Source organism: Hydrogenophilus islandicus (genome assembly GCF_054657095.1).
Window position 1 is genome coordinate 57,430 of sequence record NZ_BAAHXE010000005.1, and the last position, 22,126, is coordinate 79,555.

Consider the following 22,126-nt stretch of genomic DNA (forward strand, 5'->3'; position numbering starts at 1 on the left):
TGTTCAGCCGTTTCTCGGGGAGGGGTGCGGTGGCCCATGCTATACTGTGCGTGCGGAAAAGGGGCTAGCGCGAAGGGACATGGCGAGAGAAAACGGGGAAACCGGGGGCGGTGACCACCCGCTGGTCTGGGGACCAGAGGCGATTCGCGCCGCGTTGCAACTGCCGGTCGTCGTGCCGCAACCCTATGGCGACGACGGCGCACGTCAAGAGCGGTGGCGAGCGGCGGTGGTCGCGCTCTTGACCCCCCATCCCGAACAGGGGGTCTCGGTGCTGCTGACCCGCCGGACTCCGCACCTCTACCACCACCCTGGGCAGATCAGTTTTCCTGGGGGGCGGGTGGAAGAGGGGGAGTCGGTCGAGGAGGCGGCGCTGCGTGAGGCCGAGGAGGAGGTGGGGTTGGCGGCTGAGCGCGTCGCGATCCTGGGGGCGCTCCCTGACTATCTCACGGTGACCGGTTACCGGGTCGCGCCGCTCATCGCGTGGAGCGACACCGTCGGCGAATTGCGCCCCGACCCGTTCGAGGTTGCGGAGGTCTTCTTTGCGCCGCTTGCCCGCTTCGCCGATCCGGCAAACTACTTGCGCTTGAGCCTCACCTATGAGGGGGTGCGGCGCAGCTATTGGGCCGCTCCGTGGCGCCACTATTTCATTTGGGGGGCGACCGCGGCGATGTTGCGCGCGCTGGCGCTGCGCCTTGCCGCCTACCGCGCGCGGGTTGCGACGTCGTCTGGGTAGGGGCCGGCTCCGAGGCCGATCGGCGGCGGGGCGTGGCGGACCAGTTTGTCGAAAATCGCCTGCCACTCGTCGCGTGTGGTGGTGCCGGCGAGCGGATCGACGCCAGCGCTCTGCCAGCCGGCAGCAACAAAGGCCCAATCTTCGGTGGTGAAGTAGCGCTCAGCCAGCGGCAGCACCTCCCGTTCTTCGGTCATCATGTGCTGGCGGTAGAAGTGGGCGTAGCGGTCGAAGACTTCGCGAAAGCGCTCAAAACCGCCAGGGGCGCGGCTCGCAAAGGCATGGAGCGCCGCTTCGAGCTCACTGACGCGCTGTTCTGCGGCGGCGTGCTCTTTTTCGAGACGGGCGATGACGGCGTCCGCCTCGTGGGTCTTCTCTTTCAGGCGGGCGAAGAGGTAGCGGTCTTCGTTGGGGTGGTGGCGGCGCTCGGGGTATTCGGTGAGGTAGTAGAGCATCGCGCGCAGCAGACGAAAATCGGGTTCGATGCGGCCTGCGCCGATCTCGTCGAGCAAAAAGTGGAGCGCGTGCAGCACCGCGGCGAGCGCTTGGTGCTCGTCTTCGACCACGCGCCAGCCGCCGTGAAAAGGTTGCGGGGAGGTAGGGGTCGGTTGTTCGCTCATCGGGGATCCTCTTCTTAGAGTGCGGCGAGCTTCTCTTGCCGTTTGCTCATGCCGAGATAGGTTTCGATCACTTGGGGGTCGTTCGCCAGCCGCTCGGCGGGGCCTTCGAGGGTCACCTCGCCGGTCTCCAAGACGTAGCCGTAGTCGGCCACTTGCAACGCGGCGCGGGCGTTTTGTTCCACCAGGAGAATCGACACCCCCTGGTCGCGCAGCCGGGCGATGGTGCGAAAGATCTCCCGGATGATCAGCGGAGCGAGACCGAGTGACGGCTCGTCGAGGAGCAGCAGCCGCGGTTTGCCCATCAGGGCACGGCCGATGGCGAGCATCTGCCGCTCACCTCCCGAGAGGGTCGCCGCCAGCTGGTTCCGCCGCTCCTGGAGGCGCGGAAAGAGGGCATAGACGTCGGCAAGTGTCTCCGCAATTGCGCGATCCCCTCTGCGGTAGCGCTGAAAGGCGCCGAGGATGAGGTTATCCTCGACGCTCATTTCGCCGAAGAGTTCGCGTTTCTCAGGGACCAACGCCATCCCGGCCTGGACCAGCTGCTCGACGTCGGGAACAGCGATCCGTTGGCCGGCGAAGTGGATCTCCCCTTGGGAGGGGAGAAGCCCCATGATCGCCGAAAGCATCGTCGTCTTTCCGGCACCGTTCGGGCCAATTACGGTGACGATCGCGCCCTGCGGGACGGTGATCGAGACGCCGTGGAGCGCCTCAACCCGGCCGTAGCGGACGTGGAGGTTGTTGACGGTCAGAATCGCCTCGCTCATCGCAGCTCCTTCATTGCACCCCGCCGAGGTAGGCTTCGAGCACCCGCGGGTCTTGTTGCACCTCCTCGGGGAGGCCCTCGGCGATTTTGCGGCCGAACTCCATCACCACGACGCGGTCGGCGAGATTCATCACGAAGTCCATGTCGTGTTCGACCAAAAGAATCCCGATCCCCTCGGCGCGCAGCTGCTTGAGGAGCTCGGCAAGCGCCGCTTTCTCCTTGTGGCGCAGCCCTGCCGCCGGTTCGTCGAGAAGCAGCAGCGACGGATCGCTCATCAATGCGCGCGCGATTTCGACGATCCGCTGCTGCCCCAGCGCCAACGCGCCCGCTTCGGTGTGGAGGAACGGGCCGAGGCCGACCCGTTCGATCTGCCGCCGCGCTTCGACGAGAATTCGCCCCTCCTCGCGCCGCTCCGCGTGGAGCATCGCGGAGAGGATCCCGGCGTGGGTGCGAAGGTGCGCCCCGATCGCGACATTGTCGAGCACCGACAGGTTGGGGAGGAGCCGAACGTGTTGGAAGGTGCGGCTCATCCCCAACGCGGCGATCGTGCGTGAGGGCTTTCCAGTGATGTCGACGCCGCGAAAGAGGATCCGACCGGCGGTGGGGGTGTCTACGCCGGAGATCTGGTTGAAAAAGGTCGATTTTCCTGCACCGTTCGGTCCGATCAGCGCGAGAATTTCCCCGGCGTGGAGGGTGAGCGACATCTGGTCGTTCGCAACCAGCCCCCCGAAGCGGCGCGTCACCTGGTCGGCGATGAGGAGCGGCTCCCCCCATTGCGGTTTGGGGTGGCTGGGGAGCGGCTCGGCGTGGTCAGGAAGCCAGCGGGGGGTAGGACGGACCGGGGCGACGCGGCGCAGGATCGGCCAGAGGCCGTCGCGGGCTTGGTGGAGGACCACCACCATCACCAGGCCAAAGACGATCAACTCGAAGTTGCCGCTCTGCCCCAGAAGCTGTGGCAGGAGATCCTGCAGCCACTGTTTGGTGAGGGTGATGAGCACTGCCCCGAGGAGCGCCCCCCAGAGGTAGCCAGCACCGCCGACGACCGCCATGAAGAGGTATTCGATGCCGATCTGGAGCCCAAAGGGGGTGGGGTTGACGAAGCGCTGCATGTGGGCGTAAAGCCAGCCGGAGAGGGCGGCAAGGAGCGCTGCAAGGAGAAACGCCGCCATCTTGTAGCGGGCGGTGTTTACCCCCATCGCTTCGGCCATCACCACGCCCCCTTTGAGAGCGCGGATCGCGCGCCCCGGCCGCGAGTCGAGGAGGTTCGAAACCGCCCAGATCGCAAGCAGCAGCAGGCCCCAGATGAGAGGGTAGATCGTCTGCGGCTCAGACAAGACGAACGGCCCGAGGGTGATCGGCGGGATGCCGCGCATCCCGGTGTGCCCCCCCAACGTTTCGAGATTGCCGAAGAGGAAGTAGAGGCTGAGCCCCCACGCGATCGTCCCCAGCGGCAGATAGTGGCCGGAGAGCCGAAGGGTGATCGCGCCGATCAGCAGCGCCGCGATCGCCGTGAGCAGTAACCCGAGGAGCAGACCGCTCCACGCCGACGCGGGGAGCCACTGGAGCCATTCGGGGAGCTGCCCCGTGCTCACCACGGCGCTGGTGTAGGCGCCAAGGCCGACGAACGCCGCCTGGCCGAAGCTGGTGAGGCCAGCAACACCGGTGAGCAACACCAGACCGAGCGCGACCATTGCGTAGAGCGCGATGTAGTTGAGGAGGGTGAGGTGAAAGGGGCCGAGGAGAAGCGGCGCGACGGCAATCAGGGCAAGAAAGGCGATGAGGAGCGCGCGCGCCGGAATTCCGGTTGCGCCAGTGGCTGGGGCCACAGGCGGTTGTTGGGTGAGGGATTGAGGGGTGAGCGCCATTACTCCTCCTCCACGTGGTGGGTGGTCAGCGAACGCCAGAAGAGCACGGGGATGATCAACGTGAAGACAATCACCTCTTTGTAGGCACTGGCCCAGAAGGAGCTGAAGGCTTCGATCAGGCCAACGACGAGCGCCCCCACCGCGGCGATCGGGTAGCTCGCAAGTCCCCCGATGATCGCGGCGACAAACCCCTTGAGCCCGATGAGAAAGCCCGAGTCGTAGTAGAGGGTGGTGATCGGGCTCACCAGAATCCCCGAGATCGCGCCGATTGCAGCCGCAAGGAGCAGCGTCATCCGTCCCGCGAGGTTCGGGGAGATCCCCATCAAGCGAGCGCCGTTGCGATTCACTGCGGTTGCGCGCAACGCCTTGCCGTAGAGGGTGCGGCTGAAGAACCAGGCAAGGAGCGCGATGAGGAGGAGCGACGTACCGACGACCCAAAAAGCCTGCCCGGGGACAAGGAGGGGGCCAATCGCAAACCGCTCATCCCAAAGAGGGGTGGTGCGGTAGCCTTCGGCACCGAAGAGGAGGAGCCCGAGCCCCACCAGCGTGAGATGGACCGCAACCGAGACGATCAGAAGGACCAGAACCGATGCCTCGGCAATCGGCTGATAGAAGATGCGGTAGGTGATCGGCCCCATCGCCGCGATGAGGAGGATCGTGAGCACCATCCGGCTCCAGTGGGGGAGCGTCCCCCAGTCGAACGCATAGACGAGGGCGAGCGTCGCCAGGGGAATCGCCCCATACCAGAGGAGCGCCTCCCGCCAGAAGACGGCGCGGCCGCGCAGGTGGGCGACGAGCTCCATCGCCAGCGCAACGCAGCCGCCGGCAACGAGCAGCCACACTGTTGCAGGGGTTTTGCCGAGTTCGAGCATCGCCAGGGTCAGCGCCCCGTAAGAGACATACTCTCCCTGCGGGATGAAGATGATGCGGGTCACGGCAAAGACCAAGACGAGCGCCAGCGCCAACAACGCGTAGATCGCGGCGTTGACGATGCCGTCTTGGGTGAGGATGAGCGCGATCGTCCAGTCCATCGCGGCGGTTCTCCTGTAGTCTCCCCCTCCGCGCGTGGGGAGAGGGGCGGCTTGGGGACGAGGTCTATTGCCCTTGCTTACGGGACATACTTCCAGGTGCCGTTTTGAATCTGGACCATCACGCGGGCGCGTTGGTCAAGCCCGAGGTGATCCTCTTTGCTCATGTTGAAGATGCCGTGGGCGCCCGCGACGTTTTTGACGTTCTCGAGCGCGTCACGGAGCGCCGCGCGAAACTCCGGGGTACCCGGTTTCGCTTTTTTGAGCGCTTCAGGGAGTGCCGCGGCGAGGAGCTTACCCGCATCCCACGCGTGGGCGCCAAAGGTCGACACCGACCCTTTGCCGTACTTCCCTTCGTAGAGTTGGACATACTCCATCGCCGAGGCTTTCACCGGGTGGTTGGCCGGCAGCTGGTCGGCGACGAGCACTGGACCCGCCGGCAGGAAGGTCCCTTCACAGTCTTTGCCGCAGACGCGGAGGAAGGCGTCGTTCGCCACCCCGTGCGTCTGGTAGATCTTGCCACGATAGCCCCGCTCTTTGAGCGTCTTTTGGGGCAGCGCCGCGGGAGTGCCCGATCCGGCGATGAGGATCGCGTCGGGGTTCGCTTGGACCAGTTTCAGCACCTGGCCGGTGACCGAGGTGTCGGTGCGGTTGTAGCGTTCGTTGGCGACGATCTTGAGCCCGCGCGCCTCGGCCACTTTGGCGAAGTTTTCGTACCACCCTTCGCCGTAGGCGTCGGCAAAGCCGATGAAGCCGACACTCTTCACCCCTTGATTGACCATGTGTTCGACGATTGCCGTCGACATCTGGAGGTCGTTTTGCGGGGTCTTGAAGACCCAGTACCGTTTGGCGTCCACCGGCTCGACGATGTGGTTACTGGCGGCAAACGAGATCATCGGGACTTTTGCCTCGGCAACCACGTCGATCATCGCGATCGAGTTGGGGGTGATTGTCGACCCCATCACCAGATCGACCTGGTCTTCGGTGATGAACTTGCGGGTGTTCTTCACCGCCGTGGTGGTGTCCGAGGCGTCGTCGAGTACGATGTAGGTGATTTTCTCGCCCGCGATCTCCTTGGGCATCAGCTCGATCGTGTTCTTTTCGGGGATCCCCAGCGACGCTGCGGGTCCCGTTGCCGAGACGTTCACGCCCACCTTCACCTCGGCCCAGGCGCTACTGGCCGAAAAGGCGATGCCGAGGGCGACGGCAACTGCTTTGATCAGGGGTTTTTTCATGGTCGGTCTCCTTTCGTTCCTCCGAGTGGACCCGCACTGACCCGGCGGGGATGGGGTGGTCATAAGGTACCACAGATCAAACTTTTTCCAGGAGCATCGCGATCCCTTGGCCGACACCGATGCACATCGTCGCCACCGCCCAGCGGCCGTCGCGACGGTGGAGCGCCCGCGCTGCGGTAAGCGCCAGCCGCGCCCCCGACGCCCCGAGGGGGTGGCCGAGCGCGATCGCGCCGCCGTGGGGGTTGACGTGGTCGGCGTCATCGGGTAGCCCAAGGAGCCGCAAAACGGCAAGGGCCTGGGCGGCGAACGCCTCGTTGAGTTCGATGACGTCGATCTCGCCAAGCCGGCGCCCGGTCCGTTCGAGGAGCTTTTGCGTCGCCGGCGCAGGGCCAATCCCCATGATCCGGGGAGGGACGCCAGCCGTGGCCATCGCGTGGATGCGCGCGAGGGGCCGAAGCGCGTAGCGCTCGACGGCGCGGCCGCTTGCGATCAAGCAGGCGACGGCGCCGTCGTTTACCCCGGAGGCGTTGCCGGCGGTGACTGTTCCGTCGGGGCGCACGACCCCTTTGAGTTTCGCAAGTGCCTCCAGCGTCGTTTCGGGGCGGGGGTGTTCGTCGACGGCGACGGTTTGGCTGCCTTTGCTCCCGGTGGGCGCATCGATTGGGACGATTTCGCCGCTAAAGAAACCGGCTGCCTGCGCCGCCGCGGTCCGTTGCTGGCTGCGGTAGGCAAAGGCGTCCTGGTCGGCGCGGGCGATCGCAAACTCGCTCGCGACATTTTCTGCGGTCTCCGGCATCGAGTCGGTGCCGTAGCGCGCGGCCATCAGCGGATTGACGAAACGCCAGCCGATCGTCGTGTCTTCGATCTTCGCGGTGCGGGAGAAAGGGGCCGTCGCTTTCCCCATCACGAACGGGGCGCGGGTCATGCTCTCGACGCCCCCAGCGATCATCAGGTCGGCGTCGCCGGCGACGATCGCACGCGCCGCGGTGCCGATCGCGTCGAGCCCGGAGCCGCAGAGGCGGTTGATCGTGCTTCCCGGCACCGCAACGGGAAGGCCAGCAAGCAACACCGCCATTCGGGCGACGTTGCGGTTGTCTTCGCCCGCCTGGTTGGCACAGCCGAAGTAGACGTCGTCGAGCTGCGTCCAATCGACCTCCGGGTGGCGGGCGACCAGTTCGCGGATCACGTGGGCGGCCAGGTCGTCGGGGCGGACGTGGGCAAGGGCGCCCCCGTAGCGACCGATGGGGGTGCGGATGCCGTCGACGAGAAAGACCGGTTCTCTCATAGGGGTTCTCCAGGGGGAGGCGGGGGAAAGCGGTTCTTGACCTCGGGATGGGCAGCAGCCGCCGGCAGGCCGCGCAAGAAGAGTTCGGTGACGTGCGGGGCGAGGTCACGGTGGCTGAGCGGCCCGTCGGGGCGTAGCCAGGTGAAGGTCCAGTTGATCATCCCAAAGAGGGTCATGGTGAGCGCGGAGCGGGTCACCTGCGGGGTGTCGGGCGGCACCAGGCGAGCGATCAGCCGCTCGAAGCCGTGCACCACCAGCCGCTGTTTTTCGCGGATCGTCTCGGCCATCTCCCCGGGGAGGTGCTTGACGTCCTGCACGAGGACGATGTGGCGGTGTTGCGCGTCGGCATACTCGTCGAGAAACTGGGCGATGAGGGTGGCGAGCGCCCGCTCCGCCGCGTCGCGCTCCTCAGGGAGGGGCTCGGCGAGCACCGTTCGGACGATCGTCAGAAGCCGTTCGACGTGGGCGTCGGCGACGTCGAAGAGGATCTGCTCCTTGTCGCGGTAGTAGTGGTAGAGGAGCGCTTTCGAGACGCCGCACGCTTTGGCGAGCATCGCCATCGAGGTCGCGTGAAAGCCCAAGCGGGCAAAGAGCATCGCCGCTTTCTCGAGGATCGCTTCGCGCTGTTCGGCGAAGTTGGGGCTGCGCGTCCGCGCCATCTTCTTCCGCTTACTCTTTGGGGCGCTTGTCGATGACCCGCCGCGCTTTCCCCACGGTCACCCGTTCGATCGCGAAGGGATCCCCCACCTCGACCGCCGCGGAGATCCCGACGAAGGTCTTGATCAGGTGGGCGAGCTGCTTCGCCGCCTCTTGCCGCACTGCCTCCTTGCGGCCAACCCCTGCTTCGGGGTTGATTTCGACTTTGACGGTGAGCTTGTCGAGGTGCCCCTCCTTTTCGACGACGATCACGTAGTGGGGGGCGAGTTGCGGCACGCGCAGAATCAGCTCTTCGATCTGGGTGGGGAAGACATTGACGCCGCGGATGATCAGCATATCGTCGGTGCGGCCGGTGATCTTCGCCATGCGGCGCATGCTGCGCGCCGTCGGGGGGAGGAGTCGCGTGAGGTCGCGGGTGCGGTAGCGGATCATCGGCAGCCCCTCTTTGGTGAGGGTGGTCAAGACGAGCTCACCCTCTTCGCCGTCGGGGAGAGGTTTCCCGGTGATCGGGTCGATGATTTCGGGGTAGAAGTGGTCCTCCCAGAGGGTCGGCCCATCTTTGGTCTCGATGCATTCGTTCGCCACCCCCGGTCCCATGATCTCCGAGAGGCCGTAGATGTCGACGGCGTCCATCGGGGTGCGCGACTCGATGTTCTGGCGGATCGCCTCGGTCCACGGTTCAGCGCCGAAGATACCCACTTTGAGCGAGATCTTCTGGGTGTCGATCCCCTGCGCCGCCATCTCGTCGAGGAGCGTCAAGAAATAGGAGGGGGTGACCATGATGATGTCGGGTTTGAAGTCGAGAATCAGCTGGATCTGCTTTTCGGTCTGTCCCCCTGACATCGGGATCACCGTGCACCCGAGTCGTTCGGCGCCGTAGTGGGCCCCGAGCCCTCCAGTGAAGAGCCCGTAACCGTAAGCGACGTGGACCATGTCGCCGGGACGGCCCCCCGCAGCGCGGATCGAGCGGGCGACAAGGTGGGCCCAGGTGTCGATGTCTTTCTGGGTATAGCCGACGACGGTCGGTTTCCCCGTCGTGCCGCTCGAGGCGTGGATCCGGACAATACGCTCCCGCGGCACGGCAAAGAGACCGAAGGGGTAGTGGTCGCGCAGGTCCTGCTTGGTGGTGAAGGGGAATTTGGCGAGGTCTTCAAGCGTTTTCAGGTCGTCGGGGTGAACCCCTTTCGCCTCACATTTGGCGCGGTAGGGGGCGACGTTGTCGTAGGCGTGGCGCACGCTCCACCGGAGTCGTTCGAGTTGCAGCGCGCGCAGTTCGTCGATGCTCGCCGTTTCGATCGGTTCGAGATCGCCAGGTTGCGGTTTTTTCACAGGCATGGGGAAACCTCCTCTCTTGGGTGTCAATGGGGTGTGTAGATCGGGTGGCCTTTGCGGCGGTACGATTTGCCGCGCATCACCGCGATCAGCCGGCCGTGGTGGTTGGTCACGGTGACATCGTAGAGGCCGGTGCGGCCCGCCGCGGCGACGACCCGGCACTCGGCGGTGAGGCGGTCGCCCTCGTGGGCCGGGGCGAGGAACTCGGTGGCGATCCCCGAAGCGACGGTCATTTCGTTGTCGCTGTTGCAGGCGTAGGCGAACGCGGTGTCGGCGAGGGTGGTGAGGATTCCGCCGTGGAGCATCGCAAAGCCGTTCAACATCTCGCGCCGCACGGTCATCGCCACTTTGGCGTAGTGCGGGGCGATCGCCTCCAACGTGATGCCGAGGAAGTGGGCGCAATGGTCGCGCGCGTACATCGCTTGTGCGACCGCTTCGGCAAGCTGCTGCGGGTCAGTGGGGGTTGGGGCGTCGGGTGACGGGGTCGCCATGGGCTTCTCCTATCCGAGGTGGCGGGGGGCGGTGGCCAGTTGCGCTTCGGCCGCACGTTGCTGCAGCGCGAGCGCGACGCGGTAGCGCGGGTCGCCGGTGTGGTGGTGGAGGTGGGTGAGAAGCGTCACCACCTGAGCGACACCGACCCGTTCGGCCCATTCGAGGGGCCCTTCTGGGTAGTTGGTGCCGTAACGCATCGCGAGGTCGATGTCGGCCGGGCTCGCAACCCCTTGCGACCAGGCATCGGCCGCTTCGTTGGCGAGCATCGCCTGGGTGCGCGCGAAGATGAGCCCGGGAAGGTCGTTGATCACCGCGACGCGAAAACCGGCCGCCTGGAGGAGCGCAACCGCCTGCCCTCGTGCCGCTTCGGGGGTGGTGGCGGCAAAGGTGATCGCGATGCGGGTCGCGGTTCGCCAATCGCGTACCCAGTCAAGGAGCGCCAAGGCGGGGCACCGTTCTGCTGCGGCACGAACCATTGCGGGGCGACCGTCGGTGAGCGCAAGGCGAACAGTGTGGGTCTCGATCCGCGGCTCTGTCGGAGCGGTGGCCCGTTTCACCGTCACGCCCCCATGCGCCAACCGTTCGGCAAGGGCGTCAATCGCCGGGTGGTCGCCAATCAACGTCGCGTTGGGGTCGGCAAGGGGGGTGGGCGGTGCGTCGTTGGGGGTGGGGTTGACCGCGCCGGGGCGGTAGTCGTAGAAGCCGCGACCGCTTTTGCGGCCGAGCCGCCCGGCAATGACCAGCTCCTCTTGGATGAGGCTCGGTTGGAAGCGGGGGTCGAAACCGTACGCCTCCCACACCGACCGGGTGACCGCGGCGTTGACGTCGTGGCCGATGAGGTCCATCAGTTCGAATGGCCCCATGCGAAAGCCGCCGGCGTCGCGCAGAACCGCGTCGATCGTCGCGATGTCGCTCGCCTGGTCACGGAGGAGCCGCAGCGCTTCGCCGTAGAAGGGGCGGGCGACGCGGTTGACGATGAACCCTGGGGTTGAGCTCGCCCGAACGGCAATTTTGCCCCACGCTTGGGCCGTTGCCTGCACCGTGGCGGCAACCTGCGGGCTGGTCTGAAGGCCGCTCACGACCTCGACGAGCTTCATGCGGGTGGCCGGGTTGAAGAAGTGCATTCCGACGACCCGATCGGGATGGGTGAGGGGAGCGGCGATCGCGGTGAGCGACAGCGACGAGGTGTTGCTCGCGAGGATCGTCTCCGCGGCGACGATCGCCTCGAGGTCGCGGAAGAGCTGCTGTTTGACGGTGAGCTCCTCGACCACCGCTTCGATCACCAGCGCGGCTGACGCGGCAGCGGCACGGTAATCGGTTGCGAGGGTGAGGCGCGCTTTCGCGGCAGCGGCGCGCTCCGAGGGGATCTTGCCGCTCGCGGCCCCTTCGTCGAGCTCTTGGGTGATCGCTGCCAGGGCGCGCTGCAGTTGCGCGGCGTCGAGGTCGTAGAGGGTGACGGGGTGACCGGCGAGCAGAGCGACCGCGGCGATTCCCCGCCCCATCGCGCCGGCGCCGATCACGAGCACCGGTGCCGACGGGGGAAGGGGCTGAGCGGCTGATTCGGCTGGGGTGGTCATCGGGGCTCCTCCCACAGGGCGGCTCGGTTAGCGGCCGAGGTAGTTGGGGGCGCGCTTCTCGAGGAACGCGCGCACCCCCTCCTGGTAGTCGTGGCTTTGGCCACAGAGGCGCATCGCGTCGCGCTCGCGGTCGAGCTGCGCGGCGAGGTCATATTCCAGGCTCGTCCAGATGAGCCGTTTGGTTTCGGCGAAACCCAGCGTCGGGCCGGCGGCGAGCCGTTCGGCCACCTCGGTCACCGTCGGGATCAGCTCCTCGTCGGCGACACATTTCCAGATCAGCCCCCAACGCTCTGCCTCCTCCGCGGAGAGTTTCTCCCCGAGGAGCGCAAGCCCGAGTGCGCGGGCCGGGCCAACCAGGCGGGGCAGAACCCAACTGCCGCCGGTGTCGGGGACGAGCCCCAATTTGGCGAACGACTGGATGAATGCGGCGGAACGCGCGGCATAGACGAGGTCGCACGCGAGCGCCAGGTTTGCTCCTGCGCCTGCGGCGACGCCATTCACCGCCGCGATCACCGGAAGCTCGAGCTGCCGCAACGTGAGGATCAGCGGCTTATAGTACTGTTCGATCGACGCCCCTAAGTCGGGTGCGGCTTCGCCGGGGGCAACGGCACGGTCGTTGAGGTCTTGTCCGGCGCAAAAGCCCCGCCCCGCGCCGGTGAGCACCAGCGCCCGAATTCGGCCCGCTTCCCGTTCGGCGGCAACGCGCGCAAGCGCCTCGCGCACCTCCAGGTGCATCTCGGTGGTGAAGCTATTCAGCCGCTCGGGGCGGTTGAGCGTGAGCCACGCGACGCCGTTTGCTTCGCGGTAGGCGATGGTGCGCCAAGGCTTCTCCATCCTCTTCCTCCTTTGGTGTAGTCGTCGCGGCGGTTCTTCGATCGACCGGCCGTTCGATGAATACTTTATCCTCGACGCGCGACAAAGTCAACTGGGTTTTTGATATTTTCTAATCCGTTCGTTTATGTTAAAGTTTGTCGACCCATACCACTCGGAGGAGCTGCGATGTCCCACGAACTCTTTACCCGCCACGAAGCGTTGCTCAATGATGCGATTCGCGCGATCCACACCCGCGGCTACTGGTCCCCCTTTCCCGAGATGCCGAGCCCCAAAGTCTATGGCGAGACGGCGCTCGAGGAGGGGAGAGCGGCGGCGCTCGGCTACCACGACCGCGAATTTCCGTTGCACGACCAGGGTGAGGCTGAGCGGTGGATTGCGCCGGAACGCTCGCCCTACGGGGTTGCGCTCGCGCCGAAGTATCCCGTTTTTGCCGTCGAGACGTTGATTGCACAGGCGCAGGCGGCGCAGCTCCCCTGGCAGCGGCTCGGGCCGGAGGGGCGGGTGGGGGTGCTGCTGGAGGCGCTCACCCGGCTCAACCGCCGCAGTATGGAGATCGCCCACGCGGTGATGTACACCACCGGCCAAGGGTGGATGATGGCGTTTCAGGCGGGTGGCCCGCACGCCCAGGATCGCGGTATCGAGGCGGTGGCCTACGCCTGGGACGAGATGCGGCGCATCCCCAAAGAGGCGATCTGGGAGAAGCCGCAAGGGAAGAACCCGCCGATCAAAATGGTGAAGCGCTACGAGATCGTCGGGCGTGGCGTGGGGGTGGTGATCGGTTGCGGCACTTTCCCCACCTGGAATACCTACCCGGGGCTCTTTGCGGCGCTCGCCACCGGTAACCCGGTGATCGTCAAACCCCACAGCCATGCGGTGTTGCCAGCGGCGATCACGGTACGGGTGATCCGCGACGTCCTCGCGGAAGTGGGGTGCGACCCCAACGTCGTGCAACTCGCGGTTTTCGACGAACGCCAAGCGACGCAGACGCTGGTGCAACACCCTGCGGTGAAGTCGATCGATTTCACCGGCGGGTGCGCCTTTGGCAACTGGCTCATTGAACATTGCCGCCAGGCACAGGTCTATGCCGAACTGGCCGGCGTGAACACCGTGGTGATCGAATCGACCGACGACTACGCCGGGATGCTGAAGAATCTGGCGTTTACCCTCTCGCTCTACTCGGGGCAGATGTGCACGACGACGCAGGCGATCCTGGTGCCGAGCGACGGGGTGAAGACGCCAGAAGGGGTGAAGTCGTTCGAGACGGTGGCACACGATCTCGCTCACGCGATCGACACCTTCCTCGCTGACCCCCGTGTGGCCTTTGCGGTGCTGGGCGCGGTGCAATCGGATGAGACGCTCGCGCGGATTGAGCGGGCGAATGCCGGCGAGTTCGGGCAGGTGGTGTTGCCAAGCCGGGCGCTACCCCATCCCGAATACCCCGCAGCGCGCGTCCGTACGCCGGTGCTCATCACCTGCGACGAGCGCGACGAAGCAGCCTACCTCGAAGAGCGGTTCGGGCCGATCGCCTTTGTCGTGCGTTGCGCCGACCGCGACGCCCTCATCACCCGCGCGGAGGCGATCGTCCGTGACCACGGGGCGCTCACCCTCGGGCTCTACAGCACCGACGCGCACTATCAGGAGCGGATGATCGAAGCGAGCTGGCGGGCGGGGGTGGCGTTGTCGCTCAACCTCACAGACGGCGTCTACGTCAACCAGTCGGCCGCCTTCTCCGACTACCACGGTACAGGGCTCAACCCCGCGGCGAACGCGAGCTACTGCGACGCCGCGTTCGTCGCCCGCCGCTTTGCCGTGGTGCAGCACCGGTTCCACTGCGCGGAGTGACCCCCCTTTTGCTACCATTGCGCTTTTCGCAAGGAGCGGGTCGATGCGAACCAGAGTCGTTGCTGCGATGGCGCTGTTGCTCGTTGCCGCGTGCGGATCGGAACCTCAGGACCCGTTGCCTGGGCAGCCGATCGCGACGCGGCAAAAGTTCTTCAAAGCGATGTTGCGCGAGTTCGAACCGATGGGGGTGATGTTGCGTCAGGGGCCGTGGGACGCCCAGCGCTTCTTCGACCATTTTGCGAAGTTCTCCGACCTCGCCGACGCCCCCTGGCCCCACTTTCGCCCCGATACCTGCGTGCCCCCGGCGAAGGTGACGCCGCAAACCTGTAGCGATCCCAGTGGCTTTGCCCAGCGCAAAACCGCCTTTCTCGACGCGGTGGCGGGGTTGAAAAGGGCAGTGGAGGCAGAGCGCACAACCCTTTCGTCGCAAGGGAGCGCGCAAGGGGAGGAGCAGGCGCGCGCCGCGCTCAAGGGGGCCTACGACCGGGTCTATCAGGCGTGTCAGGATTGCCACCGTGACTACCGCAAGCGGTGACCCTCTGTCGTCGCTCAGCGGCGAGCCGTGGCCGCAGCGAATCGTGTGCCTGACTGAGGAGAGCGTCGAGACGCTCTATCTGCTTGGCGAAGAGCGGCGCATCGTCGGCATCTCCGGCTTTACCGTCCGGCCGGCGCGGGCGCGCAAAGAGAAGCCGAAGGTCTCGGCCTTCACGAGCGCGAAGATCGACGAGATTCTGCGCCTCGAGCCCGATCTCGTGATCGGCTTTTCCGATATGCAGGCGGAGATCGCCGCAACGCTGATCCGCGCCGGGGTCGAAGTCTGGGTGAGTAACCACCGCTCCGTTGCGGGGATTTTGGCCTACGTTCGCCGCTTGGGCGCGTGGGTTGGGGCAGAGGCGCGCGCCGAGGCGCTGGTGCGCGCGTGGCAAGAGCAGATCGCGGCGGTTGCGGAGGCGGGCAAGCAGCTCCCCTTTCGCCCCAAGGTCTATTTCGAAGAGTGGGACCAGCCGATGATCAGCGGCATTCGCTGGGTGAGCGAACTGATCGCGATCGCCGGCGGCGAAGATATCTTTGCCGACCGAGCGGCTGAGCCGCTTGCGCGCAACCGGATCATTGCCGATCCCGCGGAAGTCGTGCGGCGCGCGCCCGATCTCATCATCGGCTCGTGGTGCGGCAAGAAGTTCCGCCCCGAACAGGTGGCGGCGCGGCCGGGATGGGAGGCGATTCCCGCGGTGGCGCGCGGCCAGCTCGTCGAGATCAAGTCGTCGCTGATCCTGCAACCGGGGCCGGCGGCGCTCACCGATGGCCTTGTGGCGCTCGCGCGGGCGGTGGCGCAAGCGGCGTGGGGAGCAACGCCGTCTCGATCCGGTTCCGTCCCGACCGCTTAGCGTGGTAGAGCGCCTGGTCGGCGGCGCGCAGCACGTCGGCAAATGGGGTTTCGCCGTTCCACAGGGCGACGCCTGCCGAGAAGGTCACCCCCTCTAACGGCCCCTCGGGGGTCTCCCACCGCTGCCGTTGCCATTGGTTGCGTAGCCGCTCGAGGACCGCGAGCGCACTGTCGAGATCGGTCTCAGGGAACAGCACGAGAATCTCTTCGCCCCCCCAGCGGGCGATGAGGTCGGTCGGGCGCAGGTTCTGGGTGAGCAGTGCGCCGAGCGCGCTGAGGACCTGATCGCCAACGTCGTGGCCGTAGCGGTCGTTGATCTGTTTGAAGTGGTCGAGGTCGATGAGCGCCACCGCCGCAGTGGTGCCGTTTCGTTGCAGCCGGGCCTGCTCCCGGGGAAGCGCACGCTCCCATCCGTGGCGGTTGAGTAGGCCGGTGAGGGCGTCGTAGTGGGCGGTGTGTGCGATTTCGGCGAGGAGCCGCTGCCGTTCGCGGAGATCGTGGAAGGCAACGGCGAGCGCCGTGATGCGGCCGTGGTCGTTGCGGATCGGGGTGACCGAAAGCTCGACGGGGATCGCCTCGCCGTGGCGGCTCCAGAAGGCGTCGTCGACACGCCGCGCCCGACCGTCTTGGGCGGTTTGCCAGATCGGGCACGCTTCGTGGGGGTAGGGCGAACCGTCTGGGTGGGCGTAGTGGAGCGTCGCGTGGCTCAGTTGCCCGATCAGCTCTTCGGGGGTGTACCCCAGCATCTGCGCCCCAGTCGGGTTGATGTAGAGGATCCGGTCCGCGGCGGCGTCCTGGACGATCACCCCGTCGCCCAGCGCCTCGAGAATCGCGTGGCGTTCGATATCCGCCTCTCGGATCGCTCGCGCCTGGCGCCGGACACGCCGGAGCAGTACGCTGACGACGACAAGAAGGCCAACGGTTGCGGCCAGGGCAGTGAGAAGCGTAAACGGTTCCTGGAGCTGCAACCAATCTTGAAGGGAAGGACTCATCAAGGGTATCGCTGAAAAGAGGGAGCGACAAAGGCGCACTAAACCAGTATATCACAGGGGCGCCGGACGCTTCGCTCCCGCGCGATGAGATCGAGAAGCGCCGCAGCTTTCGCGCGGTCGATGCCATTCACCGCAACGTCGCTGCGCGGAAGCGCATAGGGTGTGGGTTCTCAGCGATCACCTCCCGCTCTCCCGTCTGTGGGGACTTTCTTTTACCGCGCGTCGGGTTGCGCGGCGGGGGCGGCGCGGGCAAAGGCGGGGAGCGCTTGGCACGCCGCGTCAATCGCAACGAGCCGTGGGTAGGGGGTGAGGTCGCAGCCGTAGCGGCGGGCGTTGAAGAGCTGGGGGATGAGGCAGCAGTCGGCGAGCGTGGGGGTCTCGCCCCAGGCAAAAGGGCCGCCCGGGTTGGTGGGGGCGGTGAGCATCGCCTCGAGCGCCGTGAGCCCCTCGTGGATCCAGTGGTGGTACCAGGCGAGTTTCGCCTCGTCGCTCACCCCCAACATGCCGGTGAGGGCGTTGAGGACCCTCAGGTTGTTGACGGGGTGGATCTCGCACGCGATCAGTTGCGCGATCGCGCGTACCTGCACGCGGGCGAAGGGGTCGGCGGGCAAGAGCGGGGGGGTGGGGTAGCGCTCGTCGAGAAACTCGATGATCGCAAGCGACTGGGTGAGCATCCCGCTTCCCGTCTCGTCGGCAAATTCGAGTACCGGCACCAGCCCCGCTGGATGGCGGGCGCGGTGTTCGGCGCTCTTCTGCTCGCCCGCAAGGAGATTTACCGGCACGATCTCGTAGGAGAGCCCCTTGAGCTCGAGCGCGATCCGCACGCGGTAGGCGGCGGAGCTCCTAAAGTAGCTGTAGAGGCGGATCATCGCGGTGACTCCTCGGGGAGCGCCGCGACGCGGTTTTCGATGCGGCCGAAGAGGTCGTTGCCGTCGCGGTCGGTCATCCAGATCGCGACGGTGTCGCCATCTTTCATGAAGGGGGTTTGCGGCGCGCCAGTTTCGATCGTCTCGAGCATCCGCACCTCGGCGATGCAACAGTAGCCCACGCCGCCATTTTCGACCTTCGAGCCGTAGAGCCCCCCCTGTTTGTTCGAGACGGTGCCGGAGCCGATGATCGACCCCGCAGCGAGGTCGCGGGTCATCGCGGCGTGGGCAATGAGCCGGCCAAAGTCGAACTGCATGTCGACCCCGGCGTTGGGATAGCCAAAGAGGCGGCCGTTGTAGGCGACCCTGAGCGGCAGATGGACTTTACCGTCGCGCCACGCGTCGCCCAGCTCGTCGGGGGTGAGGGCGACGGGGGAGAAGCTGCTCGCCGGTTTCGACTGGAAGAAGCCGAACCCTTTCGCAAGCTCCCCCGGGATGAGGTGGCGCAGACTCACGTCGTTGACCAGCATCACGAGCGCGATCGCATCGCGGGCGGCGATCGGGTCGATCCCCATCGCGACGTCGGTGGTGACGACCGCGACCTCCGCTTCGAAGTCGATGCCCCACGATTCGCGCGCGCGGATCGGGTCGTAGGGGCCGATGAAACTGTCCGACCCTCCTTGGTAGATCAGCGGGTCGTCGTAGAACGACGGCGGCATCTCGGCGCCGCGCGCCTTGCGGACGAGTTCGACGTGGTTGAGGTAGGCCGAGCCGTCGGCCCACTGGTAGGCGCGCGGCAGGGGCGAGGCGCAGCGGCGCGGGTCGAAGGGTTGGGCGTGGCGCGCCGCGCCAGCGTTGAGCGCCTCGTAAACCTCCGCGAGTTGCGGCGCAATGGTCGCCCAGTCGTCGAGGGCCCGCTGCAGCGTCGGGGCAATTTCCGGAACCGCTTGGCAGCGGGTGAGGTCGCGCGACACGAGGACCAGCGTGCCGTCGCGTCCGCCCGCTTTGAGGGTCGCAAGTTTCATCTTCTGCTCCGTAATCTACGCTTCGGGGAACATCGTCCGGTAGCGGCCGTCGTGCATCCACCGGGCGTGGTGCGGGGCGCGCTTGGTGGCCCGCCACTCTTCGAGCATCTCCCACTTCACCGCGTCGAGCGCTTCAAGCATCCCCGGGCGCGGGGTGTTCGCCGCGAGTTCAATCCGGTGGCCGTTGGGGTCGAAAAAGTAGATCGACTGGAAGAGCGCGTGGTCGGTGGGGCCGACCACTTCGATCCCTTCAGCTTCGAGCCGCGCTTTGGTCGCAAGGAGCTCCTCGAGCGACCCCACCTCGAACGCGATGTGTTGCGTCCACGCCGGGGTGTTGGGGTCGCGCCCCATCGGCGGGCGGGTGGGGAGTTCAAAGAAGGCGAGGATGTTGCCGTTTCCAGCGTCGAGAAAGATGTGCATGTAGGGGTCGGGCTCTTTCGTCGACGGGACCTCGTCCTCAGCGATCGAGAGAATGAGGCGCATTCCGAGGTGCTTTTCGTACCACTTCGCAGTCTCGTAGGCGTCTTTGCAGCGGTAAGCGACGTGGTGGATTTTCCGAATCAGGCTCATGGCAGTTTCTCCCAGGTTAGAGCTCGGCTTTCGCGATCGCGATCGCCTCTTCAAGGATGCGCAGGTCGCCAATGTGGTTCGCCAAGAGGAGCACGAGGCGGGCGTTCAACAGGGCGCTCTTCTCGTCGCTCAGGTCGCGGTGGGCGTCGATGAGGAGCGCGTAGAAGTCGTCGCCCGGCGAGTAGTCGTAGAAGTAGCGCTTCTCCGGGTGGTGGAAATTGGGTTGGGTGTTGAGCAGCATCGTCAGGACTCCTTTCGTTACCAGCGGTCGCGGCAGGTGGCACGGGCAAGCGCAGCGTCGATCGCGGCAACGTCGGGCGTGCGCCAGCGGGCGGCGACGTGTTGGTCGGGGCGAAGCAGGTAGGTGGTTTGGGGGGCAAGGTCGTAGCGTTCGCGGACCCGCCCTTTGACGTCGTGGAGGGTGGCGATCCCCTCCGGCGCGACGCCCCGCTGCGCGACGACGAGCGGTTCGATCGGGACCGGCGCGATCGCCCAGCGGGTGAGGAGCGCTGCCGTTTCGGGAGGGATCGCAGCGGCGTCGTCGACATAGTAGAGGAGCTGGAAGCGGTTGCCCACCCAGTTGAGGAGCCAGTCGGCTCGACCGTCGGGGGTGGCGACCGGCGCGTCGTCCATCGGCGCACCCGGCACCATCCGTCCGGCAAAGGGGTCGCGGTCGGGGGTGTTGAGTGAAGAGGTGACGTAGAAGCTCGGCACCGAGAGGCGGCCGGAGTTCACGAGTTTCCGGGCAAAGGGGTAGTGGCGCGCCAAGGTGAGCACCGCTTGGCGCATCGTCTTGCTGCCCGGACCTTTCGGCGTGATGAAGTCGGTGCTGCGCGTCGAGTTCATGATGTTCTCGTCGGCCGCATAGGTGCGCTCCTCGCTGTAGGTGTCGAGGAGCGTCGCGGGGGCTTTGCCGTCGATCACGAGGTTGAGCTTCCAGATCAGGTTATCGGTGTCCTGGATGCCCGAGTTGGCCCCGCGCGCCCCGAACGGCGAGACCTGGTGGGCGGCGTCGCCGACAAAGAGGACGCGGCCGTGGTTGAAGCGGTTCATCCGCCGGCACTGGAAGGTGTAGACGCTCACCCATTCCAGCTCGAATTCGCGCTCGTCCCCGAGCATCGCGCGGATGCGCGGGATCACCCGTTCGGGCTGTTTTTCGACCTCGGGGTCGGCGTCCCAACCGAGTTGGAAGTCGATCCGCCAGACGTTGTCGGCCTGTTTGTGGAGGAGCACCGACTGCCCCGGATGGAACGGGGGGTCGAACCAGAACCACCGTTCAGCGGGAAAATCGGCCTTCATCACCACGTCGGCGATGAGGAAGCGGTCGAGGAAGATCTTCCCTTCGACCTCAAGGCCGAGCATGTGGCGGATCGGGCTGCGGGCGCCGTCGGCGACGATCAGCCAGTCGCAAGTGAGCGAATAGGCCCCTTCGGGCGTTTCGACCCGCAACGCCACCTGATCTGCTCCGGGGGTGACCGCGATCACGCGGTTTTTCCACCGCATCTCGAGTCCGGGCGTCGCGCGGCAGGCGTCGACGAGGTACTCCTCGAGGTAATACTGTTGCAGGTTGACCATCCCGGGGCGGTGGTGGTCGGGTTCAGGGACGAGGTTGAACGAGAAGACTTCGTCGTTGCGGTAGAAGGTGCGGCCGACGTTCCACGAGACCCCCTTCTGGGTGACCCGTTCGCCAACGCCCAGGCGGTCGAGTATTTCGAGCGCCCGCTTGGCGTAGCAGACGCCGCGCGAGCCGATCGAGACGGTGTCGTCGTCATCCAAGAGCAGCACCGGTTTGCCCTTTTGCGCCAGATCGAGCGCGGCGCACATCCCGACGGGGCCCGCTCCGACGACGACCACCGGGACGTGGCGGGTGGCGTCGTGCTGGTCGAGCTCCGGCGGTCGGACAAACGGGAACTTCGGGTAGGTGTAGGTTTTGAGCATCGCGATCACCTCCTTTGGTTAGGGACGAGTGGTGCGGCGGCAACGGAACGGCGTCGGGTCTCTTCTTCTCGTGTGGTCGGTCAAGCCTCTTGCAGCGCGTGCCACATCGCCTGGTCGCGCTCGGCGGTCCAGACGCGCGGGTCGCGGATGCCGCTCGCTTCGTCAAAGGCGCGGGTGACGTCAAACGGCAGGCAGTGTTCGTAGATGAAGACGTGGGCGAATTTCGGGTCCATCCGTTCGCGTGCGATCCGCATCGCCCCTTTGAGGTCGAGCCCTTGCGCCACCGCCTCTTGCGCGGCAGCAAAGAGGGTGGTGACGAAGTCGCGCGTGTAGGCAAAAGCGTTGGCGATCGCCTCGGGCGTGGTGAGCGCCGGGCCGCGGCCGGGGACCACCTTTTCGGCGCCCAGCGCTTCGAGCCGCGCAAGGGTTTCCGGCCAGTCGCTCAAGTAGGCGTCCCCGGTGTAGCAGGCGGCCTCGGCTTCAAGCAGGTCGCCCGAGAAGAGCACCTTCTCTTGCGGGAGCCAGACGACCGTATCCCCTTTGGTGTGGCCGCGTCCCGGGTGCCAGATGCGGACTTCGAGCTCCCCGAGCCACAGGGTGATCTCCTCTTTGAAGGCGAGCGTCGGCCAGGTGAGACCGGGGATGCTCTCGACGGCGCGGAAGAGGCGAGGAAAGCGGCCGATCTCTGACTCCATGTCGGCTTGCCCCCGTTCGCGGATGAGCTCCAGGGTGGGGTAGCTGGCGATGATCTGCTCCAACCCCTCCTTTTTGTACCCAGAGGCACCGAGCACCCGCACCGCATGGTAGTGGGTGAGCGTCACATATTTGATCGGTTTGTCGGTCACTTCGCGCACTTTGGCGATGACGCTCTGGGCCATTACCGGAGTGGCGGTCGCGTCGATGATCATCACCGCGTCATCGCCGATCACCACGCCGGTATTGGGATCCCCTTCGGCGGTATAGGCCCACGCGTGTTCCGAGAGCTGCACGAACGAGACGGCTTTTTCTTCCAGATCGGCTACCGAGGCAAAGGCTTTCTGTGTCATAGTTGGGTTCCTTGAGAGACTTTTCTCTTACCAGCTTAGCGCGAG

At 66.0% G+C, this 22,126-nt stretch carries 22 protein-coding genes; 4 read left to right on the forward strand and 18 right to left on the reverse strand.

The features are described 5' to 3' along the window. The first annotated feature begins 79 nt into the window (after positions 1–79). A complete protein-coding gene (locus ACYQ6T_RS03105; RefSeq protein WP_459827454.1) occupies positions 80–733 on the forward strand; it encodes an NUDIX hydrolase in 654 nt (217 codons plus the stop codon). On the opposite strand, the gene ACYQ6T_RS03110 is transcribed toward ACYQ6T_RS03105, so the two are convergent. The 11 genes from ACYQ6T_RS03110 to paaG form a co-directional block, all read right to left on the reverse strand. Then, entirely contained in the window at positions 700–1,350 is a 651-nt protein-coding gene (locus ACYQ6T_RS03110) for a hemerythrin domain-containing protein (RefSeq protein ID WP_459827456.1), read from the reverse strand. The genes ACYQ6T_RS03105 and ACYQ6T_RS03110 overlap by 34 nt on opposite strands. A 14-nt stretch (positions 1,351–1,364) precedes the next feature. Further along, complete coding sequence (locus ACYQ6T_RS03115; protein ID WP_459827459.1) at positions 1,365–2,114, reverse strand: ABC transporter ATP-binding protein; 750 nt, start codon at positions 2,112–2,114, stop codon at positions 1,365–1,367. 10 nt (positions 2,115–2,124) lie between these two features. Beyond that, positions 2,125–3,978 (reverse strand): branched-chain amino acid ABC transporter ATP-binding protein/permease, encoded by a 1,854-nt coding sequence (locus ACYQ6T_RS03120; RefSeq protein ID WP_459827462.1) that lies wholly within the window; start codon positions 3,976–3,978, stop codon positions 2,125–2,127. Continuing rightward, complete coding sequence (locus ACYQ6T_RS03125; RefSeq protein ID WP_459827465.1) at positions 3,978–5,009, reverse strand: branched-chain amino acid ABC transporter permease; 1,032 nt, start codon at positions 5,007–5,009, stop codon at positions 3,978–3,980. Before ACYQ6T_RS03125 ends, ACYQ6T_RS03120 begins: the two co-directional genes overlap by 1 nt. A 77-nt stretch (positions 5,010–5,086) precedes the next feature. Continuing rightward, positions 5,087–6,241 carry an ABC transporter substrate-binding protein gene (locus tag ACYQ6T_RS03130; RefSeq protein ID WP_459827468.1) on the reverse strand — a complete coding sequence of 385 codons (1,155 nt, stop codon included), beginning with the start codon at positions 6,239–6,241 and terminating at the stop codon, positions 5,087–5,089. Between the two features lie 76 nt (positions 6,242–6,317). Beyond that, positions 6,318–7,526, reverse strand: a complete 1,209-nt coding sequence (pcaF, locus tag ACYQ6T_RS03135) for a 3-oxoadipyl-CoA thiolase (protein WP_459827471.1) — start codon at positions 7,524–7,526, stop codon at positions 6,318–6,320. Beyond that, entirely contained in the window at positions 7,523–8,185 is a 663-nt protein-coding gene (locus ACYQ6T_RS03140; RefSeq protein ID WP_459827474.1) for a TetR/AcrR family transcriptional regulator, read from the reverse strand. The genes pcaF and ACYQ6T_RS03140 overlap by 4 nt, the downstream gene beginning before the upstream one ends. Positions 8,186–8,195: 10 nt before the next feature. Next, a complete protein-coding gene (gene paaK / locus ACYQ6T_RS03145; protein WP_459827477.1) occupies positions 8,196–9,518 on the reverse strand; it encodes a phenylacetate--CoA ligase PaaK in 1,323 nt (440 codons plus the stop codon). Between the two features lie 23 nt (positions 9,519–9,541). Continuing rightward, positions 9,542–10,006 (reverse strand): hydroxyphenylacetyl-CoA thioesterase PaaI, encoded by a 465-nt coding sequence (paaI, locus tag ACYQ6T_RS03150; protein WP_459827480.1) that lies wholly within the window; start codon positions 10,004–10,006, stop codon positions 9,542–9,544. Positions 10,007–10,015: 9 nt separating this feature from the next. Beyond that, on the reverse strand, positions 10,016–11,584 hold the full coding sequence (locus ACYQ6T_RS03155) for a 3-hydroxyacyl-CoA dehydrogenase (protein WP_459827482.1): 1,569 nt from the start codon (positions 11,582–11,584) through the stop codon (positions 10,016–10,018). Between the two features lie 27 nt (positions 11,585–11,611). After that, entirely contained in the window at positions 11,612–12,418 is an 807-nt protein-coding gene (paaG, locus tag ACYQ6T_RS03160; protein ID WP_459827485.1) for a 2-(1,2-epoxy-1,2-dihydrophenyl)acetyl-CoA isomerase PaaG, read from the reverse strand. 165 nt (positions 12,419–12,583) lie between these two features. On the opposite strand from paaG, the gene paaN reads away from it, so the two are divergent. The 3 genes from paaN to ACYQ6T_RS03175 are packed head-to-tail and all read left to right on the forward strand — an operon-like array spanning position 12,584 to position 15,645. Further along, entirely contained in the window at positions 12,584–14,260 is a 1,677-nt protein-coding gene (paaN, locus tag ACYQ6T_RS03165; RefSeq protein ID WP_459827487.1) for a phenylacetic acid degradation protein PaaN, read from the forward strand. Positions 14,261–14,303: 43 nt separating this feature from the next. Next, positions 14,304–14,795, forward strand: coding sequence for a c-type cytochrome (locus ACYQ6T_RS03170; protein WP_459827490.1), 492 nt, complete (start codon positions 14,304–14,306; stop codon positions 14,793–14,795). Next, positions 14,776–15,645, forward strand: a complete 870-nt coding sequence (locus ACYQ6T_RS03175; RefSeq protein ID WP_459827493.1) for a cobalamin-binding protein — start codon at positions 14,776–14,778, stop codon at positions 15,643–15,645. Before ACYQ6T_RS03170 ends, ACYQ6T_RS03175 begins: the two co-directional genes overlap by 20 nt. Here the strand turns inward: ACYQ6T_RS03175 and ACYQ6T_RS03180 are convergent. From ACYQ6T_RS03180 to ACYQ6T_RS03210, 7 genes are all read right to left on the reverse strand, one after another. Next, positions 15,554–16,636: a GGDEF domain-containing protein gene (locus ACYQ6T_RS03180; RefSeq protein ID WP_459827496.1), complete on the reverse strand. Its 1,083-nt coding sequence runs from the start codon at positions 16,634–16,636 to the stop codon at positions 15,554–15,556. The genes ACYQ6T_RS03175 and ACYQ6T_RS03180 overlap by 92 nt on opposite strands. Positions 16,637–16,848: 212 nt before the next feature. After that, a complete protein-coding gene (gene maiA, locus ACYQ6T_RS03185) occupies positions 16,849–17,505 on the reverse strand; it encodes a maleylacetoacetate isomerase (protein ID WP_459827499.1) in 657 nt (218 codons plus the stop codon). After that, positions 17,502–18,527 (reverse strand): fumarylacetoacetate hydrolase family protein, encoded by a 1,026-nt coding sequence (locus tag ACYQ6T_RS03190; RefSeq protein ID WP_459827502.1) that lies wholly within the window; start codon positions 18,525–18,527, stop codon positions 17,502–17,504. The genes maiA and ACYQ6T_RS03190 overlap by 4 nt, the downstream gene beginning before the upstream one ends. A 15-nt stretch (positions 18,528–18,542) precedes the next feature. Further along, the gene (locus ACYQ6T_RS03195; RefSeq protein ID WP_459827505.1) at positions 18,543–19,097 is read right to left on the reverse strand and encodes a VOC family protein; all 555 of its coding nucleotides are present in this window, start codon (positions 19,095–19,097) and stop codon (positions 18,543–18,545) included. Between the two features lie 16 nt (positions 19,098–19,113). Beyond that, positions 19,114–19,338 carry a DUF2783 domain-containing protein gene (locus ACYQ6T_RS03200; protein ID WP_459827508.1) on the reverse strand — a complete coding sequence of 75 codons (225 nt, stop codon included), beginning with the start codon at positions 19,336–19,338 and terminating at the stop codon, positions 19,114–19,116. A 17-nt stretch (positions 19,339–19,355) separates the two neighbouring features. Beyond that, positions 19,356–21,035, reverse strand: a complete 1,680-nt coding sequence (locus ACYQ6T_RS03205; protein WP_459827511.1) for an FAD-dependent oxidoreductase — start codon at positions 21,033–21,035, stop codon at positions 19,356–19,358. Positions 21,036–21,115: 80 nt separating this feature from the next. Next, the gene (locus ACYQ6T_RS03210; protein WP_459827514.1) at positions 21,116–22,081 is read right to left on the reverse strand and encodes an MBL fold metallo-hydrolase; all 966 of its coding nucleotides are present in this window, start codon (positions 22,079–22,081) and stop codon (positions 21,116–21,118) included. Between the last annotated feature and the right edge of the window lie 45 nt (positions 22,082–22,126).